The 25,310-nt window shown below is 68.0% G+C and carries 18 protein-coding genes; 9 read left to right on the top strand and 9 right to left on the bottom strand.

Annotated elements, in window-relative coordinates:
* Positions 1-6: 6 nt before the first annotated feature.
* Positions 7-1,419, bottom strand: a complete 1,413-nt coding sequence (locus tag ACIPN7_RS01845) for an ABC transporter substrate-binding protein (protein WP_400537402.1) — start codon at positions 1,417-1,419, stop codon at positions 7-9.
* 60 nt (positions 1,420-1,479) lie between these two features.
* Here ACIPN7_RS01845 and ACIPN7_RS01840 point away from each other — a divergent pair, with 60 nt between their 5' ends.
* On the top strand, positions 1,480-2,823 hold the full coding sequence (locus tag ACIPN7_RS01840; protein WP_400537400.1) for an MGH1-like glycoside hydrolase domain-containing protein: 1,344 nt from the start codon (positions 1,480-1,482) through the stop codon (positions 2,821-2,823).
* 91 nt (positions 2,824-2,914) lie between these two features.
* Here the strand turns inward: ACIPN7_RS01840 and rplI are convergent, their stop codons facing one another.
* The 6 genes from rplI to ACIPN7_RS01810 form a co-directional block, all read right to left on the bottom strand.
* Positions 2,915-3,364, bottom strand: coding sequence for a 50S ribosomal protein L9 (gene rplI, locus ACIPN7_RS01835; RefSeq protein ID WP_182620110.1), 450 nt, complete (start codon positions 3,362-3,364; stop codon positions 2,915-2,917).
* A 17-nt stretch (positions 3,365-3,381) separates the two neighbouring features.
* On the bottom strand, positions 3,382-3,618 hold the full coding sequence (gene rpsR, locus ACIPN7_RS01830; RefSeq protein WP_020013532.1) for a 30S ribosomal protein S18: 237 nt from the start codon (positions 3,616-3,618) through the stop codon (positions 3,382-3,384).
* A 79-nt stretch (positions 3,619-3,697) separates the two neighbouring features.
* Positions 3,698-4,246 (bottom strand): single-stranded DNA-binding protein, encoded by a 549-nt coding sequence (locus ACIPN7_RS01825; protein WP_020013533.1) that lies wholly within the window; start codon positions 4,244-4,246, stop codon positions 3,698-3,700.
* A 110-nt stretch (positions 4,247-4,356) separates the two neighbouring features.
* Complete coding sequence (gene rpsF / locus ACIPN7_RS01820) at positions 4,357-4,647, bottom strand: 30S ribosomal protein S6 (protein ID WP_285101724.1); 291 nt, start codon at positions 4,645-4,647, stop codon at positions 4,357-4,359.
* 228 nt (positions 4,648-4,875) lie between these two features.
* The gene (locus ACIPN7_RS01815; RefSeq protein ID WP_400537397.1) at positions 4,876-7,437 is read right to left on the bottom strand and encodes a transglycosylase domain-containing protein; all 2,562 of its coding nucleotides are present in this window, start codon (positions 7,435-7,437) and stop codon (positions 4,876-4,878) included.
* Positions 7,438-7,641: 204 nt separating this feature from the next.
* Positions 7,642-10,023, bottom strand: coding sequence for a transglycosylase domain-containing protein (locus ACIPN7_RS01810; RefSeq protein ID WP_400537395.1), 2,382 nt, complete (start codon positions 10,021-10,023; stop codon positions 7,642-7,644).
* Positions 10,024-10,473: 450 nt separating this feature from the next.
* Here ACIPN7_RS01810 and ACIPN7_RS01805 point away from each other — a divergent pair, with 450 nt between their 5' ends.
* The 6 genes from ACIPN7_RS01805 (at position 10,474) to ACIPN7_RS01780 (ending at position 15,857) form a co-directional block, all read left to right on the top strand.
* A complete protein-coding gene (locus tag ACIPN7_RS01805) occupies positions 10,474-11,121 on the top strand; it encodes a PadR family transcriptional regulator (protein WP_400537393.1) in 648 nt (215 codons plus the stop codon).
* Positions 11,118-12,209, top strand: a complete 1,092-nt coding sequence (locus ACIPN7_RS01800; protein WP_400537391.1) for an inositol-3-phosphate synthase — start codon at positions 11,118-11,120, stop codon at positions 12,207-12,209. Before ACIPN7_RS01805 ends, ACIPN7_RS01800 begins: the two co-directional genes overlap by 4 nt.
* 421 nt (positions 12,210-12,630) lie before the next feature.
* The gene (locus tag ACIPN7_RS01795; protein WP_400537389.1) at positions 12,631-13,239 is read left to right on the top strand and encodes a hypothetical protein; all 609 of its coding nucleotides are present in this window, start codon (positions 12,631-12,633) and stop codon (positions 13,237-13,239) included.
* Positions 13,230-14,120 (top strand): ATP-binding cassette domain-containing protein, encoded by an 891-nt coding sequence (locus tag ACIPN7_RS01790; RefSeq protein WP_400537387.1) that lies wholly within the window; start codon positions 13,230-13,232, stop codon positions 14,118-14,120. Before ACIPN7_RS01795 ends, ACIPN7_RS01790 begins: the two co-directional genes overlap by 10 nt.
* Positions 14,113-15,045, top strand: a complete 933-nt coding sequence (locus tag ACIPN7_RS01785) for a hypothetical protein (protein ID WP_400537385.1) — start codon at positions 14,113-14,115, stop codon at positions 15,043-15,045. Before ACIPN7_RS01790 ends, ACIPN7_RS01785 begins: the two co-directional genes overlap by 8 nt.
* Positions 15,042-15,857, top strand: a complete 816-nt coding sequence (locus tag ACIPN7_RS01780; protein ID WP_400537383.1) for a hypothetical protein — start codon at positions 15,042-15,044, stop codon at positions 15,855-15,857. The genes ACIPN7_RS01785 and ACIPN7_RS01780 overlap by 4 nt, the downstream gene beginning before the upstream one ends.
* Before the next feature lie 1,015 nt (positions 15,858-16,872).
* On the opposite strand, the gene ACIPN7_RS01775 is transcribed toward ACIPN7_RS01780, so the two are convergent.
* Positions 16,873-20,880, bottom strand: a complete 4,008-nt coding sequence (locus ACIPN7_RS01775; protein ID WP_400537381.1) for a carboxypeptidase regulatory-like domain-containing protein — start codon at positions 20,878-20,880, stop codon at positions 16,873-16,875.
* A gap of 479 nt (positions 20,881-21,359) precedes the next feature.
* Here ACIPN7_RS01775 and ACIPN7_RS01770 point away from each other — a divergent pair, with 479 nt between their 5' ends.
* Positions 21,360-22,163 carry a winged helix-turn-helix domain-containing protein gene (locus ACIPN7_RS01770; protein WP_400537379.1) on the top strand — a complete coding sequence of 268 codons (804 nt, stop codon included), beginning with the start codon at positions 21,360-21,362 and terminating at the stop codon, positions 22,161-22,163.
* 33 nt (positions 22,164-22,196) lie between these two features.
* Here the strand turns inward: ACIPN7_RS01770 and ACIPN7_RS01765 are convergent, their stop codons facing one another.
* Positions 22,197-23,540, bottom strand: a complete 1,344-nt coding sequence (locus tag ACIPN7_RS01765) for an MATE family efflux transporter (protein ID WP_400537377.1) — start codon at positions 23,538-23,540, stop codon at positions 22,197-22,199.
* 381 nt (positions 23,541-23,921) lie between these two features.
* On the opposite strand from ACIPN7_RS01765, the gene dnaB reads away from it, so the two are divergent.
* Positions 23,922-25,286 (top strand): replicative DNA helicase, encoded by a 1,365-nt coding sequence (dnaB, locus tag ACIPN7_RS01760; protein ID WP_285101714.1) that lies wholly within the window; start codon positions 23,922-23,924, stop codon positions 25,284-25,286.
* Positions 25,287-25,310 lie beyond the last annotated feature (24 nt).

Genomic DNA, 25,310 nt, shown 5'->3' with positions numbered 1-25,310 from the left:
GGCGGGTCAGTCGCGGCCGGCGATCTCGGCGACCGCCTCCTGCATGGTCGCCTGCGCCTCGGCGGCGTCGACGCTGCCCGACCCGAGGTCCGCCGCCGCCTTCGCGAGCGGCAGCTCGCTCGTGATCGGGCCCAGGATGACGCCCTGGCCCTGCGGCAGCGCCCAGCGGTCCGCGGACTCGGGGGCGGCGGCCAGGGTGTCGGTCACCTCGGCGGGCCAGACGTCGGAGAACGTCTGCCGGGAGTCGACGCCGATCTCCAGCCCGGACCACGCGTCGGTGTACTCGGTGGGGTTGTCCGCCGTACCGGTGCGCACGGGCACCTTGCCCTCGGGCGCCATGGCCAGCCAGTCCTCGTACGCGTCGGACATCATGTACTCCACGAAGTCCGTCGTCTCGGGGTCCGCGCCGTCGGTGATACCCCAGGACACGAACTCGACGTAGCCGGCGGCGTCCCCGCCGTCGCCGCCCGCGGACGGCCCCTCCACCACGGGCACCACGCCGGTGTGGTCGGCGAGCCAGCCCGGGTCGTCGGCGCACTCGTCGCACGACGGCGTGAACTCCTCCCGCAGCCCGGCCATCTCGTCGAGCAGGAACGACGACCAGACGGCCATCGCGGCCTGCCCGGCGAAGTACGACGCACGCGTGGACTCGACGCCCTGCGAGCCCTCGGGCGAGAACTCGCCCGCCAGGTCGCCGTACAGCTCGACGGTCTCGGTGCAGGGGGGGCTGTCGAGGGTCACCTCCCCGGCGTCGTCCACGAGCTCGCAGCCGTTGCCCTGGGCCAGGAACTCCAGCGTCTGCTGCGTGAACGGGTCGGCCGCGTCGGTGGACAGCGTGATCCCGTACCGCCCGTCGGCGGTGAGCTCCTCGGCGGCCGCGCGCAGGTCGTCGTAGGTGGCGGGCGGCTCCAGGCCCGCCTTCTCGAAGAGGTCGGTGCGGTAGTAGACCATCATGGGCCAGGCGTCGGACGGGACGGCGAGCAGCTCGTCGCCGTCGCTGGTCAGCTCCAGGGCCTGCGGCGTGAAGGTGTCGGCGCCGAGCGCGTCGACCACCTCCGCGGCGGCGTCCCGGTCGAGGTACCCGTCCCGGTCGAAGGAGCGGACCAGTCCGGGGCTGATCGCGTTGACGACGTCGGGCATGTCCTCGCCGGAGAGGGCCGCGGCGGACAGGAGCTGGGAGACCTGGTCCTCCTCGACCGGCACCAGGTCCGTCTCCAGGCCGGACTCCTCGGCCCAGGCGTCCATCGCAGCCTGCTGGATCGCGAGGCGCTCGGGCTGCGTCTCGACGGTCCAGACGGTGATCATCCCGTCGGACTCGGGGCCGCCGCTGCCGCAGGCGGTGAGCGTGAGGACCGCCGCCGCGGCGGTCGTGGCCGCGATCGTCAGGCGGGCAGTGGCCGCGCGGTGGTGCCGGAGCATGACTTCTCCTCGTCATCGAGTGAGTAGATCTGGCACTTATGTCTAGCCTACTGTCGAAAGATGCACAAGGACTTTGAGGAAGATCCCGCCGACGCCGCGGCTCGCGTCCTGGAGGCCAACTGGACCGGCCGGCACACCGTCCCGGCCACGGGCCTGTACCCCCACCAATGGAGCTGGGACTCGGCGTTCGTCGCGATCGGCGCCCGGCACCGCGCACCGGCGCGTGCCCGGGCGGAGCTGGTCGCGCTCCTCGAGGCCCAGTGGCCCGACGGGCGGGTGCCGCAGATCGTCTACGACATCGGGCGCGACGACGACTACGCCCCCGGAGCCGGGTTCTGGGGTGCGGCGACCTCCGGGCTCGTGCAGCCGCCGGTGCACGCCTGGGCGGCGTGGCTGGTGCACTGCGCGGACCCGGCCGGATCCGCGCGGGAGGGCTTCCTCGCGCGGGTGTACCCCCGGCTCGCGCGCTGGCACGAGTACTTGCACGGCCGGCGAGCGGGCGGCGTCGGGCTGCCGGTTACCAAGCACCCGTGGGAGACCGGCACGGACAACTCGCCCCTGTGGGACGCCGCGCTGGAACGCGTCCCGCCACGGGCGCGCACGCCCGTCCGGCGGCCGGACCTGCAGCACGCCGGCACCGGCGAACGGCCGGGGAGCCGCGACTACCGGCGCTACTACCGGCTCGCCGAGACGTACCGCGACGCCGGTTGCGCCGACGACGTCGCGATCGGCTTCGCCCTGGTGTGTCCCCTGTTCAGCACGGTGCTGGCGGTCTCGGAGGTCGCCCTGGCCCGGATGGCGGAGTCGCTGCCCGACGGCGGGTGCGGGCTGCCGTTGCCGGACGACGGGGGCGACGGGCGGGCCGGCGCGCACGAGGCGTCCGCCGCCCGCCTGATCGCCGCGCTGGACGAGCACCTGTGGGACGAGGAGCTGGGGCTGTACGTGGCGCTCGACGACACGACCGGGGAGCAGGTGCGGCGGGCGACGGTGAACGGCCTGGTCCCGCTGCTCCTGGCCGGCCTGCCGGGAGCCGGCAACCATCCCCCAGGAGGCCGCACCGAGCGCCTGCTCGCGACGCTCGCCGGTCCCGGGTTTCTTGGCGGCGGCCCGTACCTGCCGAGCACCTCGCGCGACGACCCGGCGTTCGACCCCGCCCTGTACTGGCGGGGGCCGGCGTGGTTCAACATGTCGTGGCTGTTGCTGCGCGCCGTCCGGGCCCTGGGCCGCGACGACCTGGCCGCCCGCCTGCGCGCGCACTTCGACGTCGCGGCGCCGCAGGGATTCCCCGAGTACACGGACCCCGACACCGGTGCCGGCCGTGGGACCCGCCAGTTCTCCTGGACCGCGGCCCTGACCCTGGACGTCCTGCTGACGAACGAGCAGGCCGTCGTGCCGGCGCCGTGACGCGCGGCTCGTGCCCGCACGACAGAAGACCCCGGCTCCCACAGGGGGAACCGGGGCCTTCTGGCGATCAGGTGATCAGCTGGGCCGAAGCTCAGCCGGCGACGACCTGGACGCCGATCTTGGCCGACACCTCGGGGTGCAGGCGGATCGACACGGTGTAGTCGCCGGTCGTCTTGATGGACTGACCGATCTCGATCTTGCGCTTGTCGACCGACGGGCCACCGGCAGCGGCAACCGCACCGGCGATGTCCGCCGTGGTCACCGCGCCGAACAGACGGCCACCGGGGCCGGCGTTCGCCGCGACGACGACCGGCTTCGCGGACAGCGAGGAGGCCAGGGCCTTCGCGTCGTCCAGCGAGGCGATCTCGCGGGTCTTGCGAGCCTTGCGGATCGCGTTGATGTCGGACTCGGCGCCCTTGGTCCACGGGGTCGCCAGCGAACGCGGGATGAGGAAGTTACGGGCGTACCCGTCCTTCACCTCGACCACGTCGCCGGGCTCGCCCAGGCCGGTCACCTCGTGGGTCAGGATCAGCTTTGCCATTGTTCTCGATCCCTTCCTCAGCGAGCCGTCGACGTGTACGGCAGCAGGGCCATCTCGCGGGCGTTCTTCACGGCCTTCGCGATCTGACGCTGCTCCTGGACGGAGACGCCGGTGACGCGACGGGCGCGGATCTTTCCGCGGTCGGAGATGAACTTGCGCAGCAGCGCCGTGTCCTTGTAGTCGATGTTGGCGATCTTCGCGGACTTCAGCGGGTTGATCTTCTTCTTGGGCTTGCGCACCACAGGCTTCGCCATGGTGTTGCTCCTTCGTCAGGTGCTGCTCACGAGGCCTGGCAGGCCGCGCGAGCAAAAAAGGTGAACTGGGTGGTGCCGATCAGAACGGCGGGTCGTCCGAGAACGAGCCGCCCGACGACGCCGGGCCTGCCGTGGCCCACGGGTCGTCATTGCTCTGACCGCCACCGGAAGAGCTGAATCCTCCACCGGAGCCGCCGCCCTGCTGGCCGCCGCCTCCGTTGTAGCCACCACCGCCGCCGCCACCGAAGCCGCCGCCACCGGACCGCTGGGCCCGGGTGACCTTGGCCGTGGCGTAGCGCAGGGACGGACCGATCTCGTCCACCTGCAGCTCCACGACGGTGCGCTTCTCGCCCTCACGGGTCTCGTAGGAGCGCTGGACCAGGCGACCCTGCGCGATGACGCGCGTGCCCTTGGTCAGCGACTCCGCGACGCTCTCCGCGGCCTCGCGCCAGATCGAGCAGCGCATGAACAGGGTCTCCCCGTCCTTCCACTCGTTGCTCTGGCGGTCGAAGGTCCGCGGGGTCGACGCCACCGTGAAGTTGGCGACCGCCGCACCGGAAGGGGTGAAGCGCAGCTCAGGGTCCCCGGTCAGGTTTCCGATCACTGTGATGACAGTTTCACCAGCCATGCCAATTCCTCGATTCAGTCGACGTTCCGTACGCGATGTCCGTGCTCGCGGTGAATGCAACCACGAACCACTGACACTCGCGCGGGCGTAGGAGGTTCAGTTCCGACGACTTACTTGTCGCCGGTGCGCAGGATCTTGGTCCGGAGGACGACCTCGTTGAGGCCGAGCTGCCGGTCCAGCTCCTTGGCGGTGTCCGACGTCGCGGTGAAGTCGACGACGGCGTAGATGCCCTCGGACTTCTTCGAGATGTCGAACGCCAGGCGGCGGCGACCCCAGATGTCCACCTTGTCGACGGATCCACCCTCGGTCGTGATGACCGACAGGTACTTGTCGAGCGACGGGGCAACGGTGCGCTCCTCGACCTCCGGGTCCAGGATCACCATCAGTTCGTACTGACGCATGTGTATACCCACCTCCTCTGGTCTCAGCGGTCACGGTCGTTCCGTGACAGGAGGGTTCACAGCAAGGGCCAAGCCTACCCGCCCTGTGGACAACGGCGGAATCGAGCGCGCGAGACCCCTCTCACACCGGCCCCGGTACCTGCAGCTGGGGCGGGCCGGGCACGAACACGGCCGAGGGGCCGCCTCCCGCAGGAGACGGCCCCTCGGCCGTGTTCGTCAGGACGACGGTTACGGGCTGCCGTTCCCGTTGCCGCCTCCACCACCGCCGCCGGGACCACCGGTCGGCTCCTCGGTCGGGAGCCCGATGTCGTCCGGACCCGACGAGACGATCACCTGCACGGGGCTGCCCACCGGCACCGTGGCACCCTCTTCGGGGTTCACGGCGATGACTGTGCCCTCGGCCACGTCGTCGGACGCCTGGTACTCGATCCGTGGATCGAGCCCCGCCCCTCGGAGCTGCCCGCGAGCGTTGTTCTCGTCACCGCCCACCAGGCCGCCCGGCACGGTGGCGGTGTTCTCGTCCGGCCCGGACGAGACCTCGACCCTGATGTTGGTGCCCCGCTTGACCTCCTGGCCCTCCTTCTCCACCGAGAGCACGGTGCCCGGGGGCTGATCGCTCGGGACCTCGACGAGCTGCGGGCTCAGCCCGGCGCCCGACAGCACTGCCGCGGCCGCCACGAACTGCTGGCCGACAAGCCCGGTCGGGACCATCACCTTCTCGTTCGGGTCGTCCGACACCGTGGGCGTCGGGCTCGGGGTGGGCGTCGGCGAGGGCGGCGGGGCCGGCGGGGTGTACTCCGGGAACTCCTCGACCTCCATGCCCTCGGTCACGGCCTGCATGTACTGGGTCCAGGCCGTGACGGGCCACGTACCACCGGTGATGCTGCCGCCGGCCCACTCGCCGAAGGGCGTGATCTCGGCCTGGGCGACGCCGTCCTCGGCCGTCTGGTAGAGACCGACCACCGTCGCGAGCTGCGGGATGTAGCCGGCGAACCACGCCGACTTGTTGCCGTTGGTGGATCCGGTCTTGCCCGCGACGGGACGCTGCGTGCCGTCGGGGCCCACGAGCTCCTTCGCGGGCGTACCGGAGCCCTCGTTGACGACCTGCTCCATGGCGTAGGTGGCCTTGGCCATCACCTCGGGGTCGATGGCGTTCGTCGTCTCGCCGCTGAACTTGTAGATGTCCTCCTCGCCGTTCTTCACCGACGTGACCATGTGCGTCTCGTGCCGCGTGCCCTGCGCGGCGAACGTGGCGTACGCCCCCGCCAGGTCGACCGCACGCACTGGTTCCGTACCGAGCACGTTGGACAGCGTGGCGTTGGTGTCCCCCTCGGGGATGCCCGCCCGGATCGCGACCTCCTGCGACTTCTTCGCCCCGATCTCGACGTTGAGCTGGGCGTACACCGTGTTCACGGAGTTCGCCGTGGCGTCGATCAGGTCGATGTCGCCGTACGACTCACCGCCCGATCCCTCAGGGCCGAAGTTGGTGAGCTCCACCTCGGGGCCGCCCGCCTCCTTGGTCCAGCCCGGGATCTGCATCGGGCTGTTGCCGTTGTAGTACTCGTTGAGCTCGTGGCCCTCCTCGAGCGCGCCGATGAGGGTGAACGGCTTGAACGTCGATCCGGGCTGCGCCTTGCCGATAGTGGCGGAGTTGTACTGGTTCTCCTCGTAGTTCTTGCCGCCGTACAGGGCGCGGATGGAGCCGTCCTTGGGGTCGATCGACACGATCGAGACGCCGAGCTTCTTGGACGCGGGGTTCTCTCCGTCGTACGGGATGGTCTTCGCCGCCTCGACCGCAGCCTTCTGGAACTTGGAGTTGATCGTGGTGCGGATCTCATAACCGTTGTTCATGAGGTCCTCCTCGGCGATGCCCTCGTCGGCGAGCTCCTTGCGGACCTCCTCCAGCAGGTAGCCGACCTGGCCGGCGCGCGAGGCCGGCTTGTACTCGATGGGCTCGGGGAACGTGGCGGAGTTCCGCTCCTCCTGAGTGATGTAGCCCATGTCCGCCATGTTGCGCAGCACGCGGGACCACTTCTGCTCCGCGACGGCCTTCGACTCCTCGCCGAAGCGGGGGTCCCAGTACGACGGCGACGGAATGATGCCCACCAACATCGCGGTCTCCGAGACGGTGAGCTCGGCCGCCGGCTTGTTGAAGTACGCCTTCGCCGCGGCCTCGAACCCGTAGGCGCCGCGACCCAGGTAGATGCTGTTGACGTAACCCTCGAGGATCTCGTCCTTCGACTTATCCTGGTCCACCTTGAGGGCGAGGATGATCTCGCGAAACTTGTCCGCGTAGGACGACTGCCCGGGCTGGAAGTACGTGTTCTCCACGTACTGCTGCGTCAGCGTGGACGCGCCCTGTCGGCCGCCGCCGGTCACGTTGCTGATGAACGCACGGACGATGCCCATCGGGTCGACGCCCATGTGGTCCTCGAAGCCCTGGTCCTCGGACGCCACCACGGCCTGGCCGATGTACGGCGGCAGCTCGTCGAGCGACCGGATCGTGCGGTCGACGGCCGCGAACCGTCCCATCACCTTGCCGTCCTCGTAGTAGACGGTGGTGGTCTCCGAGCCGATCTCGGGGCGCTCGTCGGGCACCGCCCAGCCGATCCACCCGGCGGTGAACACACCGACGCCGAGCGAGACCATGGTCAGCGCCGTGCCGACGACAACGCGCCACGACGGGACCCACGCGCGCAGACCCGTGCGGTGCGGCCGGGGGTAGTTCCAGATGCCACGCCGGCGTCGGGGCGTCTGCGGCCAGATCGGAGAAGGACTCCTGTTCGCCACGTCTTCCTCGTTCCTCGATTCGGTTCAGTGGGCGCACTGAACCGTCGAAACGATAGAGGATCGATGTTGGCAGCAAGTAGCACAAACGCGGTTTCTCTGTGTACGCCCCGTGTCCGAGACGCAGGTCTCAACGGGCTCTACCAGCGACTTTCGGGCCTTTTCACCCGGTACTTCACCCGACGCCGGCAGAGCCCGTCCCCGTCACTACCCGAAGATGCCCCCGCCGTCCCCGGACGGGTCGTCGGTCGGGTCGTCACCCGGCCCGGTGGAGACCACGAGGGTCACCTCGCTGCCCTTCGGCACCTCCGAGCCCTCGCCCGGGTCCACCGAGATCACCGAGCCCTCGGGCACGGTGTCCGACGGCGCCTCCTGGACCACCGGCGAGAGCTCGGCGTCCTGGAGCTGCTGCTCGGCGTCGCCCTGCTCCCGGTTGGTCAGGCCCCACGGCACCGTGGTGGTCTCCACCTCGGCCTGGGACCCGTTGGAGACCTGGACCTCGATCTCCGAGTTCCGGTCGACTTCCTCGCCCGCGCGCTCGACGTCGAGCACGGTGCCCGGGGGCTCGGCACTGTCCACGTCCACCTGCACGGGCACGAGCTGCAGGCCACCGAGCGCCGCCGCGGCGGCCACGAACTGCTGGCCGACCAGGTTGTCGGGCACCACGACCGTCTCCTCGGGCTCCTCGGAGGGGCTCGTGGACGGCGACGGCGTCTCGGACGGCTCCGGCGCGGGCGGCGTGTACTCGGGGAGCTGCTCGACCTCCATGCCCTCGGTGGCCTTGAGCATGTAGGCGGTCCACGCGGTGACCGGCCAGGTACCACCGGTGATCTGCTCGTAGCCGCCGAACGGCTTGATCTGCTCGTACCGGTTCGCGTCGATGTTGTACTCGTAGAGGCCGACGACGGTGGTGAGCTGCGGCACGAAGCCGGCGAACCACGCCGACATGTTGTCGTTCGAGGAGCCGGTCTTTCCCGCGGCCGGCCGCTCGAGCTCCAGCGCGGGCATGCCGGAGCCCTCCTCGACGACCTTGCTCATCGCGTACGTCGCCGCGGCCATGATCTCGGGGTCGAACATCTCCTCGCCGGCGCTCGACCCCTGGTAGATGGTCTGCTCGCCGTTCTTCACCTCGACCACCATGTGGGGCGTGGTGCGGTAGCCCTGGGCGGCGATGGTGGAGTAGGCGTGCGCCAGGTCCACGTTGGTCACGTAGGCGGTGCCGAGCACGTTGGCCAGGTTGCCGCCGATGGCGCAGCAGTCCCGGGTGTCCGGGTCGTCGTCGGCCTGCGGGATGCCGAGGTCGTAGCCGACCTGCGCCGTCGTCTCCGGGCCGATGTCCTTGTTGAGCTGGCCGTAGACCACGTTCACCGAGTTCGCGGTGGCGTCGACCAGGTCGAGGCTGTTCCACGAGTCGTTGTTGAAGTTGTACAGCGGCACGTCGGGGCCGTCCGGCGTCTGCTTCCAGCCCTCGATCACCGTCCCGTCCACCGCGCTGTACCTCTTGTTGAGCTGGAAGCCCTCCGTCAGCGCGCCGATCAGGGTGAACGGCTTGAACGTCGACGCGCCCTGCGCCTCGAAGGTCGCGGCGTTGGTCGGGTAGGTCGAGTAGTCCGGGCCCCCGTACATCGCCTTGATCTCACCCGTCGCCGGGTCGATCGACGTCAGCGACGCGCGCGCGTACTTGCTCGCGTCCTCGGGCAGCTTCATGGTCTCGGCCGCGGCGGCCTGCATCTTGCGGTCGATCGACGTGTGGATCTCGTAGCCCATCTTCGTGAGCTGGTCCGCCGTGATGCCCTTCCGGTCGAGCTCGTTGGCCACCTGCTCCAGCAGGTAGGCGGTGCGGTTGTCGCCGGACCCCTGGGTGTACTTGACGAGCTTGGGGTACTCGGCGGAGGTCCGGTCGTCCTGGGTGATGTAGCCCTGCTCCACCATCAGCTTCAGCGTGCGCTCCCAGCGCGCCCTCGCCTGCGCCTCGGCGCCCTCGCCCTGCCGCGGGTCCCAGTAGGTCGGGTTCGGGATGATGCCCGCGAGGAACGCGGACTCGGAGATGGTCATCTCCTTGGCCGGGTGCCCGAAGTACGCCTGGGACGCGGCCTCGACGCCATACGCACCACGACCCAGGTAGATGGTGTTGACGTACCCCTCCAGCACCTGGTCCTTGGACTGCTGCTGCGTCACCTTGAGGGCGATGATCGCTTCCTTGAGCTTGGACGAGTACGTCGCGTACTCCACGCCCACGTAGTAGTTCTCGACGTACTGCTGCGTCAGCGTCGACGCGCCCTGCCGGTCGCCGCCGGTCACGTTGTTGAGCGCCGCGCGGGCGATGCCCAGGGGGTTGATGCCGAGGTGGGTCCGGAAGCTCTGGTCCTCCGACGAGATGATCGCCTGCGTGACCTGCGGCGGGAGGTCGGCCAGCGCCACGATCGTGCGGTCCTGCGCCGCGAACTTCCCGAGGGGCTTGCCGTCGGAGTAGTACACCGTCGTCGTCTCGGAGCGCACCGTGCCCAGCTCGTTCGGGACGGGGACGCTGACCCAGGCGGCCATCAGGACGCCGGCGACGAGCGACGTGCCGGTCAGCAGCGTTCCCACGACGAACCGCCACGACGGGACCCACGCGCGGATCCCGGTGCGGTACGGCCGGGGGTAGTTCCAGATCCCTTCCCGGCGCCGGGGTGTCTGCGGCCAGATCGGAGGGGGACTCCAGTTCGACACAACAGCCTCTTCCTCGTTCGGACTCGGGGCCTGCCGGTGTGCATTGACGCACCCGCACGGCGGACCACCCGAAACCATAGGGGATTCACCCTCTAGCGCAGTAGCCGGATCCGTCCACATCGCCCCACGCGGGACATTTCACCGCATGGTCAACCCAGTCCGTCTGCCCTCATTTCACAGTTCTCTCACCTTCACGATGGAACCCCGGCCGACCCCGACGGATTGCGCGCCGACGGCACCATGCTTATTCTCCGATGTATCGACTCGATACATCGTGTAGAAGACCTTGACCCGGCCCGCCGGGTTCTTTCCGGGAAGGAGGTTGCCGTGCGTAGTCGGTCCGACGTGCTGGAGACCGCCGTCCTCGGCCTCCTCAACGAGTCCCCGTTGCACGGCTACGAGCTCCGCAAGCGCCTCAACCTGGTGCTGGGCTCGTTCCGTGCCTTCTCTTACGGCACGCTCTACCCGGCCCTGAAGGGCCTGGTCACGCGGGGTCTGATCGCGACCACCGAGAGCGAACCGACGCCGTCGGCACCCCGCAAGGGGAAGGCCGGGATCCCCGGCCGGACCGCCAAACCCATCCCCCTCGGCCGTCGTCGTGTGGTCTACGAGCTGACCGCCGAGGGCAAGGAGCACCTCCAGTCCGTCCTGGCCACCGCCGGACCCGCGGCCTGGGAGGACGACAACTTCGACGTGCGGTTCGCTCTGTTCGGGCAGACCGACGCCGAGACCCGCCTCCGCGTGCTGGAGGGCCGGCGCACCCGGCTGACCGAGCGCCTGGAGGCCTTCCGCGAGTCCACGACCCATCCGCGGTCGAGGCTCGACGAATATGCGCTCGAGCTCCGGCGCTTCGGGCTCGAGAAGGTCGAGCGCGAAGTGCACTGGCTCGACAGCCTCATCTCCACCGAGCGGGGACGCGCCGCGGCGCAGGGCCCCGCCCCGCAGCAGGAACAAACGAAGAAGGAGCGAGGATGACCTCCATCCGCGTGGGCATCGTCGGCGTAGGCAACTGCGCCTCGTCCCTGGTCCAGGGCGTGCACTACTACCGTGGCGCCGACCCGGCGAGCACCGTCCCGGGCCTCATGCACGTGCAGTTCGGCGACTACCACGTGTCGGACCTCGAGTTCGTCGCGGCGTTCGACGTCGATGCGAAGAAGGTCGGGTTCGACCTGGCCGAGGCCATCAACGCGTCCGAGAACAACACGATCAAGATCGCCGACGTCCCACCGACCGGCGTGACGGTCCAGCGCGGCCCGACCCTCGACGGCCTGGGCGACTACTACCGCGCCACGATCGACGAGTCCACCAAGGAGGCCGTCGACGTCGTCGCAGCGCTGCGCGCCGCCGAGGTCGACGTGCTCGTCTGCTATCTGCCGGTGGGCTCCGAGGAGGCCGCCAAGTTCTACGCCCAGTGCGCGATCGAGGCCGGCGTCGCGTTCGTGAACGCCCTGCCGGTGTTCATCGCGTCCGACCCCGAGTGGGCCGCGAAGTTCGAGGAGGCCGGCGTGCCGATCGTCGGCGACGACATCAAGTCGCAGGTCGGCGCGACCATCACGCACCGCGTGCTGGCCAAGCTGTTCGAGGAGCGCGGCGTCGTCCTCGACCGCACCTACCAGCTCAACGTCGGCGGCAACATGGACTTCAAGAACATGCTGCAGCGGGACCGGCTGGAGTCGAAGAAGCTGTCCAAGACGCAGGCCGTGACGTCCAACCTCACCGGCCCCCTGGCCGGCAAGAAGGAGGACCGCAACGTGCACATCGGCCCGTCGGACTACGTGGCGTGGCTCGACGACCGCAAGTGGGCGTACGTGCGCCTCGAGGGCCGCGCCTTCGGCGAGGTGCCGCTCAGCCTGGAGTACAAGCTCGAGGTGTGGGACTCCCCCAACTCGGCCGGCATCATCATCGACGCGGTGCGGGCGGCCAAGATCGCGAAGGACCGCGGCGTCGGTGGCCCGATCCTGTCGGCGGCGACCTACTTCATGAAGTCGCCGCCCGTGCAGATGGAGGACACCGCGGGCCGGGCCCAGCTGGAGGCCTTCATCCGCGGTGACATCGAGCGCTGACGCGGGACGGACGACGCCCTGTCGGGACGGCCCGCGCCGCCCGACAGGGCGCACCTGCGCGCGCACGCAGAATCGCTGATCACGACGCCAGGCGATGTAACGCGTATGTAAAAGTTCATCCACAGGCAGTCCCGCGGGTCCTCGACCGAAATGTCAGGCATCGCAAATTCACCCTGTTGATAACGTGGGTGAAAAGACGCTAGATCGAAACGATGCGCGGCTATCGGTGCGGGAAACTTGGACGCTTGTCCGAATTGTACATTACGCCCGCTTCCGTCAGACTCTCAGCGTGCCATCGACGCCTCTCGGAACGCCAATGCCTCCGTGGGTGCGCAAGCATGATCATCAGCCGCACACCGCAGGTTGATGGCATGAACACATGAGCTCCATTCCGATCCACAAGTGACGAGAAGGGAACGACATGTTTAAGCTCAGAAGATTGGTCGCGGTGCCAATCGGCGCAGCGATCCTGCTTTCGGGGGTGACCGTTCCAGCCACAGCCGATGAGATCGAGCCTGCGATCGGCCGAGAATTCTGGATCGAGGACGAGACCGGCAAGTGGGTCCCCGCCACCGCGGCAGAGGTCGGGTTTATCGAGACTGAGGAATCCTCGGCGCTCGAACCTACCGATGGCGAAGGCAACGCGGTCACCGGCGACCTCACCCAGGATGTCACCGAAGACAGCGAAGCGCTGCGCACTGGTGTCTTCACTGCTACACGCAACTACGAGGTGGCAGGCATCCGCATCGCACAACACCGCTCGATCACGACGGTCACGTACAACGGCTCTGGCTACCTGTACAACACACCTCGATCGATCGATCGAACGTCGAGCATCGCCCCAGGCAGCAGCAAGAACCGCAGCAAGGGCTGGGTATCGTTCCGCTCTGGAAGCGGCGGCGTCGGTATCTCCCGAACGTTCTTGACGTTCGTCTTCGGAGTTCCCACCAAGTGGGGACCGATCGGTGCCGAAGTCGACAGCCTGATCCGTATCCGCGTCGATGGCTACGGGAACGCGCGGTGGGTGTAGCTCCAGCGGACTCCGGGGCCGGTCCGAGCGATTCGGGCCGGCCCCGGCCCTACCAGATCAGTCTGCGCAACGTATCAAAGAGATACAGGTCGAAGACTGTCCTCAACGGCCTGGACGTCGATTTCGATCTCAATTCGACGACAGCTATCACCGGCCCGAATGGTGCAGGAAAGTCGACCATTATCAAACTGCTCTGCCGACTGAGCTCGCCGTCGACGGGCGAGATCCGGTTCCCGGACGGCTTACAGAATTCTATGGCCGCAGTGTTCGAAGATCCGAACCTGTACCCACACCTCACGGCGCGCCAGAACATCGAGGTCCTCAGCGGCAATATCCACCCCGATGACAACCCCAGGTACAGGGAATTTGTCGAGCTTTACGAACTGGGCCCTGTGTTGCGGAAGCCTGCTCGAACCCTATCTTTCGGGCAACGACGGAAAGTTACGCTTGTCGCAGCACTTGTCCGTAGATCTCAGCTTGTCGTCATGGACGAACCGACCAATGGCTTGGACGAGTCGGCACGTGCGACATTCGCGCGGCAGTGCGAGGCGATGAGAGGCGACGGCAGATCAATCATCGCAACCGGCCAGGACCACACGATTCTTGGAGTTATCGCCGAACACGCATACGTCATTGAGGGTGGAAAGTTATCGAACCTGGTTGAACTCGCCAGCAATTCGGGGAACTACCGTCTGGTCGTAACATATCGAGACGCCGCAACTCTCAAGACGATTGAGGATTGCTCGTGGGCGCAGAACATCGAGGTCCATGGAGAAAAGGCGACTGTCAAGGGGCCACGCACACACCTGGGGCCACTTCTGGAAGTTCTCGCCTCAGTCGGCCTGACCGGATCCATCCATAATGTCGAGATTATTGAATGAGGTCTCGAAAGTGCAGCAGCCGAGATATCTGGAGTGGACACTTCTTCAAGTTCACGCCGAGTGGATAAAGGTACGCCGCACGCTCCTCGTTGTCACGTTCGCAACAATCGCCCTGGTCGTAGCCGGCCAGCTTCTCGCGTATCGAAATGTCGCCGATCTGATCCTGGCGTTTCGTGGAATGGATGGTGCCGGCTTCGACCCACCCGGTTCTCCAGGGTTTGTCGGCACGGTCGTCGGTCAGGCTCCCAGAGAGTTCCAGGCGTTGACAGCGGCTCACGGCCAAGACTCTGCAGTGGCATTTCTAGCGGGATCATTTCTCGGTGCGCTCCTCCTTTGCCTGGCAGGTGCAAGCTTTAGCGGCTCCGAGTGGGATCGGCGGATGTCACTGCCCGCTTTCGCTTTTAATCCGATTCGCGTACTGGCAGTAAAGCTGGCATGTGCCGTTCTATCTGGAATTTGCATCACACTCGTTGCAATGCTTTCAGGCATAATCGTCAACGCATACATCACAGGTCGTGTCGAAAACATCCTGCCTGGATTCTCCGACTTGGCGGCCACGAGCAAATGGCCAAGCCTGGAAGTTGTATTCCTGACTTCAATACTGTGCGCGGCACCTGCTGCGATAGGATTCTTTGGAGGGCTTATTCTCCGACGAACAGCGTCCGGGGCGCTCATTGGAGTCGGCCTCTATGTGCTTGACGCGACCGCGACGGGGTTCCTCAACCTGATCCCGCCTGGGATCCTTCCTTTTTCGGCACTTAGTTCCACAATTCGCGCAACCGCTCCGCAGATTCAGGACGCCGGAACATTTGCCCTGATGACAACAGTCGCGGACGATGGTTCTCTGCCTCCTGGCCTGTCACTCATCGCGGCCCTTGTCATTTTAGGTTCCTTCGGCTGGCTGAACTTCAAGCAGGGAGCATGAGATTGGTCCGGATCCTAAGATACGAACTGCTCAAGGCACGTGGCACCGTGGTGTGGATTGTCGTTCTGAGCGCTTCGCTGTCGATTTTCGCATATGGCATTCCGATCCTCAGCGAAATCTCCGCGTCTTCCGCCGTCATGAGGGAAGTGACCGTGGTTTCCTGGATGTACGTACCTACGTACATCGCCGGTTTGGGACGAGCTGCCGCTCCAATATTGGGGACCGTCATCGGCATCTCTGTCGCCCTTAATGAGATACGGTCCGGTACTGCCTACTCAGCCGCTGTGGTCGGCCACGGCTGGCCCAGGCTCGCTCTCATCAAGATGCTCACCAGCAGCTTGGTGGCGATCCTTAGCATCGGCGCAATGTTCACTGCCGCATACTTAATGTGTGCGATTGGTTCAATTGTCTTGCCGATCGACAGTGGTGTCACGCCTGCTTCCGGAGCAAGTTTTACTCGAGTATTCACTGCGAACCTGCTCGTTTACACGGGGTTCCTCCTGTGGGCTGGCATAGGTTGGCTTGTCAGCGCTCTTACCCTCAGCACGATATATTCATACATCGTCGCTGCCACCTGGATCTTCGCCGAGCAGTTCAGTTACTACCCATACTTGCCGGGCTCCATACATGCTGGTGTCACCGAGGCCTGGATCGACTATCTGCCCGATGGTTACACGGTGCTGTGGCCGTCGGTGGGCATAGCCGCCCTCCCAATCTGGGTCCTTATTTGTGCCACGATTCTCACATATGCTGTCGCGCTATCTGTATGGGTTTATCGACACGGGCGACTCACCTTAGGGTCGACTTCTTGATCTGACAGGGCCTCCCTGTTTGGAGTGCCTGCCAGCCAGGACGTTTGCAAGGTAGATCTTGCCGTCGGATCTGGCACGTCGCAGCTTCGGCCCGATAGGAGCGGGCTGTTGTGACGGGGCGAGCGCGGCCCCTGCGGGGTTACCACACCAACCGATCTTCTGCAGAACCCGTGCTCGTGCTTGAAGTCAGTCTTGTTCTTGCCCTTGTTGGCCAGCCCGCCGCCAAGGAGGTCGCTGTCCGCGTCGTCGTCGGGGACTTCCCGGTCGCGCTCGAGGTCGTTCCTGATCCGCGCGGTGTGTGGTTCTCGGTGGCGCTGGTCGTAGGTCTGAAAGTGTTCTTTGTGGCCGTCGACGCGACCACGTTTGTCGAGAGCGCGCAGGATCTGGACCTCGCGGTCGTGGCCGGGTCGGGTGCGTGCGAGCTCCGCTGTCGGCCGACACATTCCGCCGGGTGCCGTGCGCTATCGAGTTGGACCGTCTTGATGTGGTGTTGTCACGGCTCACCACGGGTCTCGGACGCGCTCTACCAGAGACAGTGGCAGGACCGGTTGGCGCGGTGCCAATGCGGAGTGGTTTCCTTCGACGGCAGGACCGCCAAGGGAGCCCGCCGGTTCCCGGCGCGGGTGGATTGCCCAGGACGAGATAGCGTGCGCGTTCGAACACGGCCGCGGGCCGGTCTCCTGGGCCACATCAGTCACCGTGACCGGCGAGAACGAGAACGCCACGGTGCGTGACCTGGCACGCCGGCCCGGCCAGGACGTGCTGATGTTGCAGCACACCACGAGGGCTTCTCCCACGGCAGGACCAGCAGATTCGCGTGAACGGAGGCTGGTTCTCCCTTGGCTGGCAACAGCCAGTGTCCGCCCGCCTCGGAAACGACGGCAACCGTCTCGGCGCCGGTGCGCTTCGCGTCTGCGGTGGCCACAGCCCCGCCCAGCATCGCTGAGATCGGGACAGCGCAACGCCTGTCCGGGTATTCAGTACCCGGACAGGCGTCCCTATCTTGCAGAACCGCCTACAGCGCGGTCAGCCCGAAGTTGTAGACCGTGGTCTGGCCCGCGATGATCTGGGCCTTCTTGGTCGCCGGGACGAACCCGTCGGCCGAGACGGTCACCTGCAGCGGGGCGTTGGACTTCTGCATCCAGTACGAGTACGTACCTTCGGCGTCCGTCCGCAGTACCACGTCGTACGAGACACCGTCGAGGGCCACCACCGCGTCCTCGATCGGCGCGCCGCCGCCGCTCACCGTGCCCGTGATCTTGCCCCAGCCCGCGGGCGCCTTCACCGACATGGTGGCCGTCACGGGGGTGACGTCGTACGGCGTGTCGTTCCCGATGTTGATCGACGCCGTGTAGGTGCCCGGCTGGTCGACGGCGGCCGTGATGGTCGCCACCGCGGTCACGCTCTTGCCCGGCGCCAGGGTGAACGACGGCGGCTGGACGTCCAGCCACTCGACGCCACCACCGCTGCCCGCCACCTCACCGGTCACATCGATGACCAGGTTGGAGTCCGGGAAGCCCAGGCTGTCGGCGGTCGTCGGCTCGGGCGTGCCGCACGCGTCGGAGGCAAGGTAGGTCGGGCTCGTCTCAGCGGAAGGATTGCCCCCCACGTAGAGCGCGGTTCCCGCGATCTCGACCACGAGAATGTCGTTGGGGGCGATCGTCGTCGCTGTCTCGATCGGGACGGTGTACCAAGAGCCGAAATCGTCCGTCACATTGATCTGACTCGACCCGATCGGTGTCAAGTTGGCATAGGTGAAGGCGCCGGACAGGGTATAGAGAGTCACCGTCGCCTCGGTGGACGCTGGTGCCTCCTGGATCCCGAAGGTCACACTGGTCGGAGCGAACCCGCTGGTGATCCCGAAGTCCCCAGGCGTGTAGGTGCGCAACAGCTTCGTGACCCCAGATCCGCAAGCAACCGAGCCGTTGGCGACGATCTCGTGCGAGGTCGAGTGCGACAGGACCACCTCGTCGGCGGCCACGTCCGGGTAGGCCGCCGCGGCGACCTGGCCCGTGGCGACGCCTGCGGAAGCGCTGCTGCGCAGACCGCTGAGCTTGCTGCCGCCGGAGGAGAACGGCAGCTTGGCCGCCGTCGCCTTGCCCTGGACACCCTTCACGACGCCGCTCGTCGAGGCGCTGTCACCGCCGAGGACGACATACTCGCCGCCACGCGCAGCCAGGTCCACCTCGGCCGGCGCGGAGCCGGTGTTGGTGATCTTGATGTTGCGCGAGGCGGTGCCGCCGATCGCCAGGCTGGCATCGATGGCGGTCTTCGAGACCGTCAGCTTGCCGGCCTTGAGCTGAGCGCTCACGGTGACGTCGGAACCCTCGCCGACGACGGACGCGGTCCTGGTGGACGACTGGTAGTCGTCCGCCGCGATCTCGACCGAGTAGTCACCCAGGCTGACCAGGGTGGAGTAGGTGCCGTCCGCCGCGGTGGTCGCGGTGACCTCCGTGCCGTCCGCCGCGGTCAGGGTGACGTCGGCGCCCTCGATCGGCTCCTGCGTGTTGTAGTCCTCGACCACGCCCGCCACGGTCGCGACAGGCGGGGCGTCGAACGCGATCGACAGGCCCTCGGACAGCACCGCGGAGTTGTACGAGAACTGCGTGGCGACGGTACCGCTCGCGTTCTCGACACCGATCGTGGCCGAGTTGCCCTTCGCGCCGGCGGAGTCGGTCACGGCGCCGTACCCGAAGGTCACGTCACCGTTGGCCAGCAGCGTCACCGAGAAGTTCAGCCGGTCGGACTCGGTGTCGTACTTCCGGATGTTGCGCCACTCCAGCACGTAGGCGTCCACGCCGTCGACGGTGGTCGTCGCCGAGTACAGGCCGGCGGCCGAGTCGAGGTTGAGGTCGTCCCAGTACGGGTAGAGCGCCGCGTTGGGCACGCCCGACGCGGGGATCGACACGTTGGCGTACGCGTTGGTGGCGGCCAGGAAGTTGATGTGGCCGTTGGTCGTCACGAACGCCCGCGCGTACTCCTCGCCGTAGAACGGGAAGGAGAACGGCAGGTTCACGGACGTCGACGCGTCGTCGCCCGACAGGGTCACGCGGGTGTCACCCTGGCGGTAGTCGGCGGTCGTGACCGAGCACGAGTAGCCGCCGGCGTCGACGTTCGGGACGATGTCGATGTCCACGTCCTCCGCGCCGTCGACCACGAGCTCGCCGTCGTACGGAGCGGCGCAGCCGCCCAGCTGGACGGACAGGGAGTAGGTGCCCTCGGGCACGTCGGCGAACTCGAACGTGCCGTCCGCACCGGTCGTGACCGGCTCGAACGGTGAGCCGCGGAGCGTGACCGGCGTGCCGGCGACCGGCTCACCGGACCCCTCGAGCTGGACCGTACCTGTGACGGCGTGCCGCGGGGCCGACTCCAGGGTGATGGTGACCGTCTCGGTCTCGTCCACGTCCACCGTCACGGCGGCGGGCGCCGAGGTGAGGTAGCCGAAGGCCGAGGCCGACACGCTGTAGTCGCCGGCGAGGACCGCGGCCGACCAGGCGCCGGACTCGTCCGTGGAGACCGTCCGGTCCCGCTCGCCGTCGACGACGACCGACGCGTTGGCGATCGGCGTGCCCGAGGCGTCGACGACGGTGCCCGAGACGGTGCCGGTACCGGCCGTCGGAGCAGCGTCCACGAGCGCGGCGACGTCGAGCTTGCCCTCGCCCCAGACGTTGTTGCGCTCCGGGGTACCACCGCACGAGAGGTCCTCGGTGTCGATGGCCGTCTCGTCGAGGAGCGCGATGGTGCCCTCGATGTCGCCGACCAGCGACGGAGCGGCGCTCCACAGCAGCGCGATGGCGCCCGCGAGGTGCGGGGTGGCCATGGACGTACCGCTGTAGTTCGCGTAGCCACCGCCGGGGATGGAGGAACGCACGTTCACACCCGGGGCAGCGATGTTCGGCAGCAGGGTGCCGTCACGTCCCGGACCACGCGCCGAGAACGACGCGATGGCACCGTTCACGTCGAACGCGCCGACCGAGTAGGTGTGCGTGAACGAGCCGGGGAACCGACCGGACTCACAGGACGGGCCCTCGTTGCCGCCGGCCCAGGCGCCGAAGATGCCCGCGGCGTTCCAGGCCTCCGTCTCGGCGCTCATCCAGTCCTGGGGCAGGTTCACGCCCGGCGGGATGCCCCACGAGTTGCTGACCACGTGCGGCCGCTTCGACGGGTCCGCGTCGCTGCCGTCCGTGCGGGTCGGAGCGAGGAACCACTGCGCGTTGGCGAGGTAGTCGTCCCACTCGCAGCCGGCGTTGTCGATGCAGTTCGAGGCGATCCAGGTGGCGTCGGGCGCGACGCCGATCTGGTTGGTGCCCGTGCCGCCGACGATGGTGCCCATCGTGTGGGTACCGTGCTCGCCGGAGTCGCAGGGTGCGCCGCCGCCGCAGGTGTCGGGGATGTCGAAGTAGTTGTAGTCGTTGTCGTACGTACCGTCGGCGTTGTACCCGCGGTACTTGCTCTGCAGCGCCGGGTGCGTGCCGTCCACACCGGTGTCGAAGTTCGCCACCACGATGCCGGCGCCGGTGTAGCCGCGCTCCCACACCTCGGGTGCGTTGATCGCGTCGAGGCCCCACTCGACGGCGGCCGCGGTCTTCTCGCCGGACGGAGTCTTCTCGACCGGCTTCTCGTACTGCATCGTGACCTGCTCGTGGATGCCGGCGACCGTGCTGCTGGACGCGAGGCTCTCGGCGAGCGCGAGCGAGCCGTCGTCGACGAAGATCGCGTTGTTGATCCAGTAGCTCTGGTAGTTCGCGCCGGCCGCCGTCAGCTCCTTGGCCACCGAGGCCTGGGACGCCTTGGCCGTGGCGTGCAGCGCGTCGTAGACGAACTGGCCGCGCTCGTCCCAGTCGGCGATGTCCTCGGCCGGCGCCAGGTCCGCCTTGTCCGTGAACTGGATCCAGAAGTCCGCGGTCTTCTTGTCCTCGAGCTGGGCGAGGACCTTGGCGCTGAGCTTCTCCTCGGGCTCGTCGGCGGCGGCAAGGGTGGTCGTCGGGACGGTCTGGGCGAGCGCTGCTGGCGCAACGGTCACCGCTGAGGTTGCCAGGAGCGCGAGCGCCGTTGTGACGGCGGTCGTCGCCCTCCCTGCAATTTTCCTGCGACGGTACATGGGGCCTCCATGCTCGGGCGCACCCGTTGCGATTCCACGGGAGCGCGCGACGGCGATCCACTTGCTGTGGATCGCCCCCTACCGTCCGCTGAACGCCTCCTGGGAACAAGGCCGGTTCACGGTCGAGCAAAGGTCAGTTTCCGGTCAAGACACGGGCGAAGTCCGACGGTTGCCCTTGTCAAGAGTCCAGAATCAATTTCACCCCAAGAGCTGTAAAGTTCACCCTATATGACTCCAATTGACGCAATACCGTCATCCGGGCGGGAATGCGCCATATCCCGCACGCAACGGGCAGGTAACGAAAAATTGACCCAAGCGGTACGACTCGGAGGCAAACTGGCGCGCGCCGGCCAGGTTTAACCCGGTCCGCGACTGAACGGTCGACCATGGAGGGCGAGTCAATGACGCACGACCCCGCACCAGGATCCACCCCCGGCCTCGTCGTCTGCGTGGGCCTCCCCTCGGACCAGATCATCGAGATCGCCCGGCTCCTCCGCGGCCAGGCCACGGTGCTCGCCACGCCCGACGCCGACGGGGCGCGCGCGGTGCTCACCCAGCAGACCGCACCACGGCGCGCCGGCGACGTGCCCTGGCGCGGTCGCGGCGCTCAGCCCGAGCGGTTCGACAACCCCGGGCCGGCGGACGAGCGGGCCTACGGCCGGCACCTCTCCGGGCACCCGACCGACCGGCTCCCGGACAACCTCACCGACCCGGCCGTACACCCTGCCCCGGAGTTCCTGCCCGCGCAGTGGACGGCGTCCCCCGTGCTGCCGGTGGCGACGATCCCCGCGCCGGCCCGGCCGGCGACCGGCACGATGCCGGTCGTCACCGAGGCGATGCGTCCCGTCACGGGTCCGGTTCCGGCCGTCACCGGCTCCGTCGCGATGGTCGCGCCGCCCGTGCTCGAACCGCTGGTGGCCGGGCCGCTCCTCGTGGACCTGGCCGCCCGCGAGGTCACGGCGCTGGGCCGGCGCGTGTACCTGTCGGCGCGGGAGTTCGACCTGCTCGCGACGCTCGCCCTGGAGGCCGGGCGGGTGTGGTCGTTCGCCGAGCTCACGGCGAGGGTGTGGCAGCTGCCCTACCTCGGCGACTCCGACCCGGTGACGTCCGCGGTCAAGCGGCTGCGCAAGCGGCTCGCGCCCGTGCGCGACGTGGAGGTCGCGTCGGTGCGCGGGGTGGGCTACCGGCTCAAGGTGTGGGCCTGACCCGCGCCCGGCCGGGCAGGGCCGCGCCGGGCATCACGCGCCCGTCACCAGCCAGCGGTCGCCGCGGGCGCGCCAGCCGGTGGTCACGGCGCGCGCGGCCATGAACACGCCGGCGAACGCGAGCCAGAGCCAGGCGAGCCCGCGTGCGCCGTCGGGCGCCCAGGCGGCGACCGCGAGCGCGAACGGGAGATAGACGACGAGCGTCGCCATGCCCGCCCAGGCAAGGTAGCGGCCGTCGCCGGCGCCGATGAGGACGCCGTCGAGCACGAAGACCCAGCCCGCCATCGGCATGAGCACTCCGCACACGGCGATGCCGAGGGCGATGGCGACACGGACGTCGGGGTCGGGCGAGAAGAGGGGCGCGATCCACCAGCCGGCTGCCGCGAGGAGCAGGCCGAGCACGGCCCCCGCGCCGACACCCCATTGCAGGCAGCGGCGCAGCACGCCCCGGACATGGCCGACGTCGCCGGCCCCGAGACCGTGCCCCACCAGCGCCTGCGCGGCGATGGCCAGTGCGTCGAGCGCGAACGCCGCGAGGCCCCAGAGCGAGCTCACCACCTGGTGCCCGGCGAGTGCGACGTCGCCGAGGCCGGTCGCGACCACCACGGTGAGCAGGATGGCGGCGCGCAGGCTCAGGGTGCGGACCACCAGCGGCGCGCCGGCGCGCGCGCCGGACAGGATGCCGGCGCGGTGGGGGCGCAGGCTCGCGCCGCGTCGGCGGGCGCCGCGCACCACGATCACGCCCAGCACGACGGCCATGAGCAGCTGGGTGATCGCCGTCCCGAGGCCTGACCCGGCGATCCCCATGCCCACGCCGTACACGAGCGCGATGTTGAGCACCGTGTTGAGCACGGCGCCCGCGGCGGCGACGACCAGGGGCGTGCGCGTGTCGCGGAGGCCGCGCAGCACGCCGGTCGCGGCCTGGACCACGAGCATCCCGGCGAGCCCCGGCGCGGACCACCGCAGGTAGGTCACGGCATGGTGCGCGACGTCGCCCTGGGCACCCAGGGCGGTCACCGTCAACGGGGCGGCGAGCAGCAGGGCGACGACGAGGACCGCCCCGATCCCTAGCGCCAGCCACATGCCGTCGATACCCGACTGCAGGGCCTGGCGTTCCCGGCCCGCACCGGTCAGCCGGGCCACCGAGGCGGTGGTGGTGTACGCAAGGAAGACGCACAGCCCGACGAGCGTGAGCAGCACGTTGCTCGCGAGCGAGAGCCCCGCGAGCTGGGCCGTGCCGAGGTGGCCCACGACCGCGCTGTCCACGAGCACGAAGACGGGTTCGGCGATCAGGGCCCCGAGGGCGGGCACCGCGAGGGCGAGGATCTCCCGGTCGATGGACCGCGGGGAACCGGGGGTGTGGCGAGGCTCGCCCAACTTTCTTTCCTCCACAGGCTGGGGGTTGCGTCGACGCAGGTCAGAGGCCATGTCGATGTTTTACACAGGGGCTATCCACAGCTGGGGACAGGGTTGTCCACCCGCTGTGCACAGCCTGAGCCACCTTTCCACATGGATGTGCACAGGTCTGTCCACAGGTCTCGTTGCGCTCGGGTGCGCGGAGGCCTAGCGTCAGCGGAGCTAGCTTGCTGATCTGATGTCCGGGGACTGTCGTGCACGACACAAAGGCGTGTCGGGGCCGATGTCCCGAGAGTGTCGGTGGCGAGGAGTAGAACAGGTGTAGGACATCGACCGGACGCACGCGTAGCGTGTGCCCGGGCGTCACGGGATGTCACGAGATCAGGAAGGCTGGAGGCGCGGATGTCGATCGAGGAGCTCGAGTCGAGCTACTCCGGCGGGAGCCCCGGCCTCGACCGGACGCCGCCGCAGGACGTCCCCGCGGAGATGAGCGTGCTGGGCGGCATGCTGCTGTCCAAGGACGCGATCGCCGACGTGATCGAGCAGATCCGCGGCAACGACTTCTACCGGCCCGCGCACGAGGCCATCTACGACGCGATCATCGACCTCTACGGTCGCGGCGAGCCCGCCGACGCCATCACCGTGGTCGCCGAGCTGCAGCGCCGGGGCGAGCACGCCCGCGTGGGCGGCGCCCCGTACATCCACGACCTCATGGCGGGCGTGCCCACGGCCGCAAACGCCGGGTACTACGCCAAGATCGTGCGCGAGCGCGCCATCATGCGCCGCCTGGTGGAGGCCGGCACCCGCATCGTGCAGATGGGCTACGCCACCGACGGCGGCGAGGTGGACGACGTCGTCAACAACGCGCAGGCCGAGGTCTACGCCGTGACCGAGCGGCGCGCGTCCGAGGACTACCTGCCGCTGGCCGAGATCATCGGGCCGACCTTCGACGAGATCGACGCCGCGCAGGGCCGCGGCGAGGGACTCACCGGCGTGCCGACGGGCTACTCCGACTTCGACCGCCTGACCAACGGCCTGCACGGCGGCCAGATGATCGTCGTCGCCGCCCGACCTGCTGTCGGTAAGTCCGTTTTGGGTATTAATGTCGCTTCTCATGCGGCCATCCACCACGACATGGCCTCCGTCATCTTCTCCCTGGAGATGAGCCGCAACGAGATCGTCATGCGAATGCTCGCCGCCGAGGCCCGCGTGCCACTCACCAAGATGCGCAGCGGCAACATGGACGACGGCGACTGGCAGAAGCTCGCCGCCACCATGGGCAAGGTCTCGGACGCCCCGTTGTTCATCGACGACTCGCCCAACATGTCGCTCATGGAGATCCGGGCCAAGTGCCGGCGCCTCAAGCAGAAGCACGACCTCAAGCTGGTGGTCATCGACTACCTCCAGCTCATGTCGTCCGGCAAGCGCGTCGAGTCGCGTCAGCAGGAGGTCTCGGAGTTCTCACGTTCGCTCAAGCTGCTGGCGAAGGAGCTCGAGGTGCCCGTCATCGCCATCTCGCAGCTGAACCGTGGCGCCGAGCAGCGCAGCGACAAGAAGCCGCAGATGTCGGATTTGCGCGAGTCTGGGTCTATCGAGCAGGACGCCGACGTCGTGATCCTGCTGCACCGCGAGGACGCCTACGAGAAGGAGTCGCCGCGCGCCGGCGAGGCCGACCTGATCGTGGCCAAGCACCGTAACGGCCCCACCGACGTGATCACCGTGGCGTTCCAGGGCCACTACCAGCGGTTCGTCGACATGCAGGTGTGAGGCTGCCCGTCCGCCGTCGACGTC

The sequence above is a fragment of the Promicromonospora sp. NPDC090134 genome (assembly GCF_044746965.1).
Lineage (GTDB): Bacteria > Actinomycetota > Actinomycetes > Actinomycetales > Cellulomonadaceae > Promicromonospora.
This window is presented reverse-complemented; position numbering and strand designations above follow the sequence as displayed.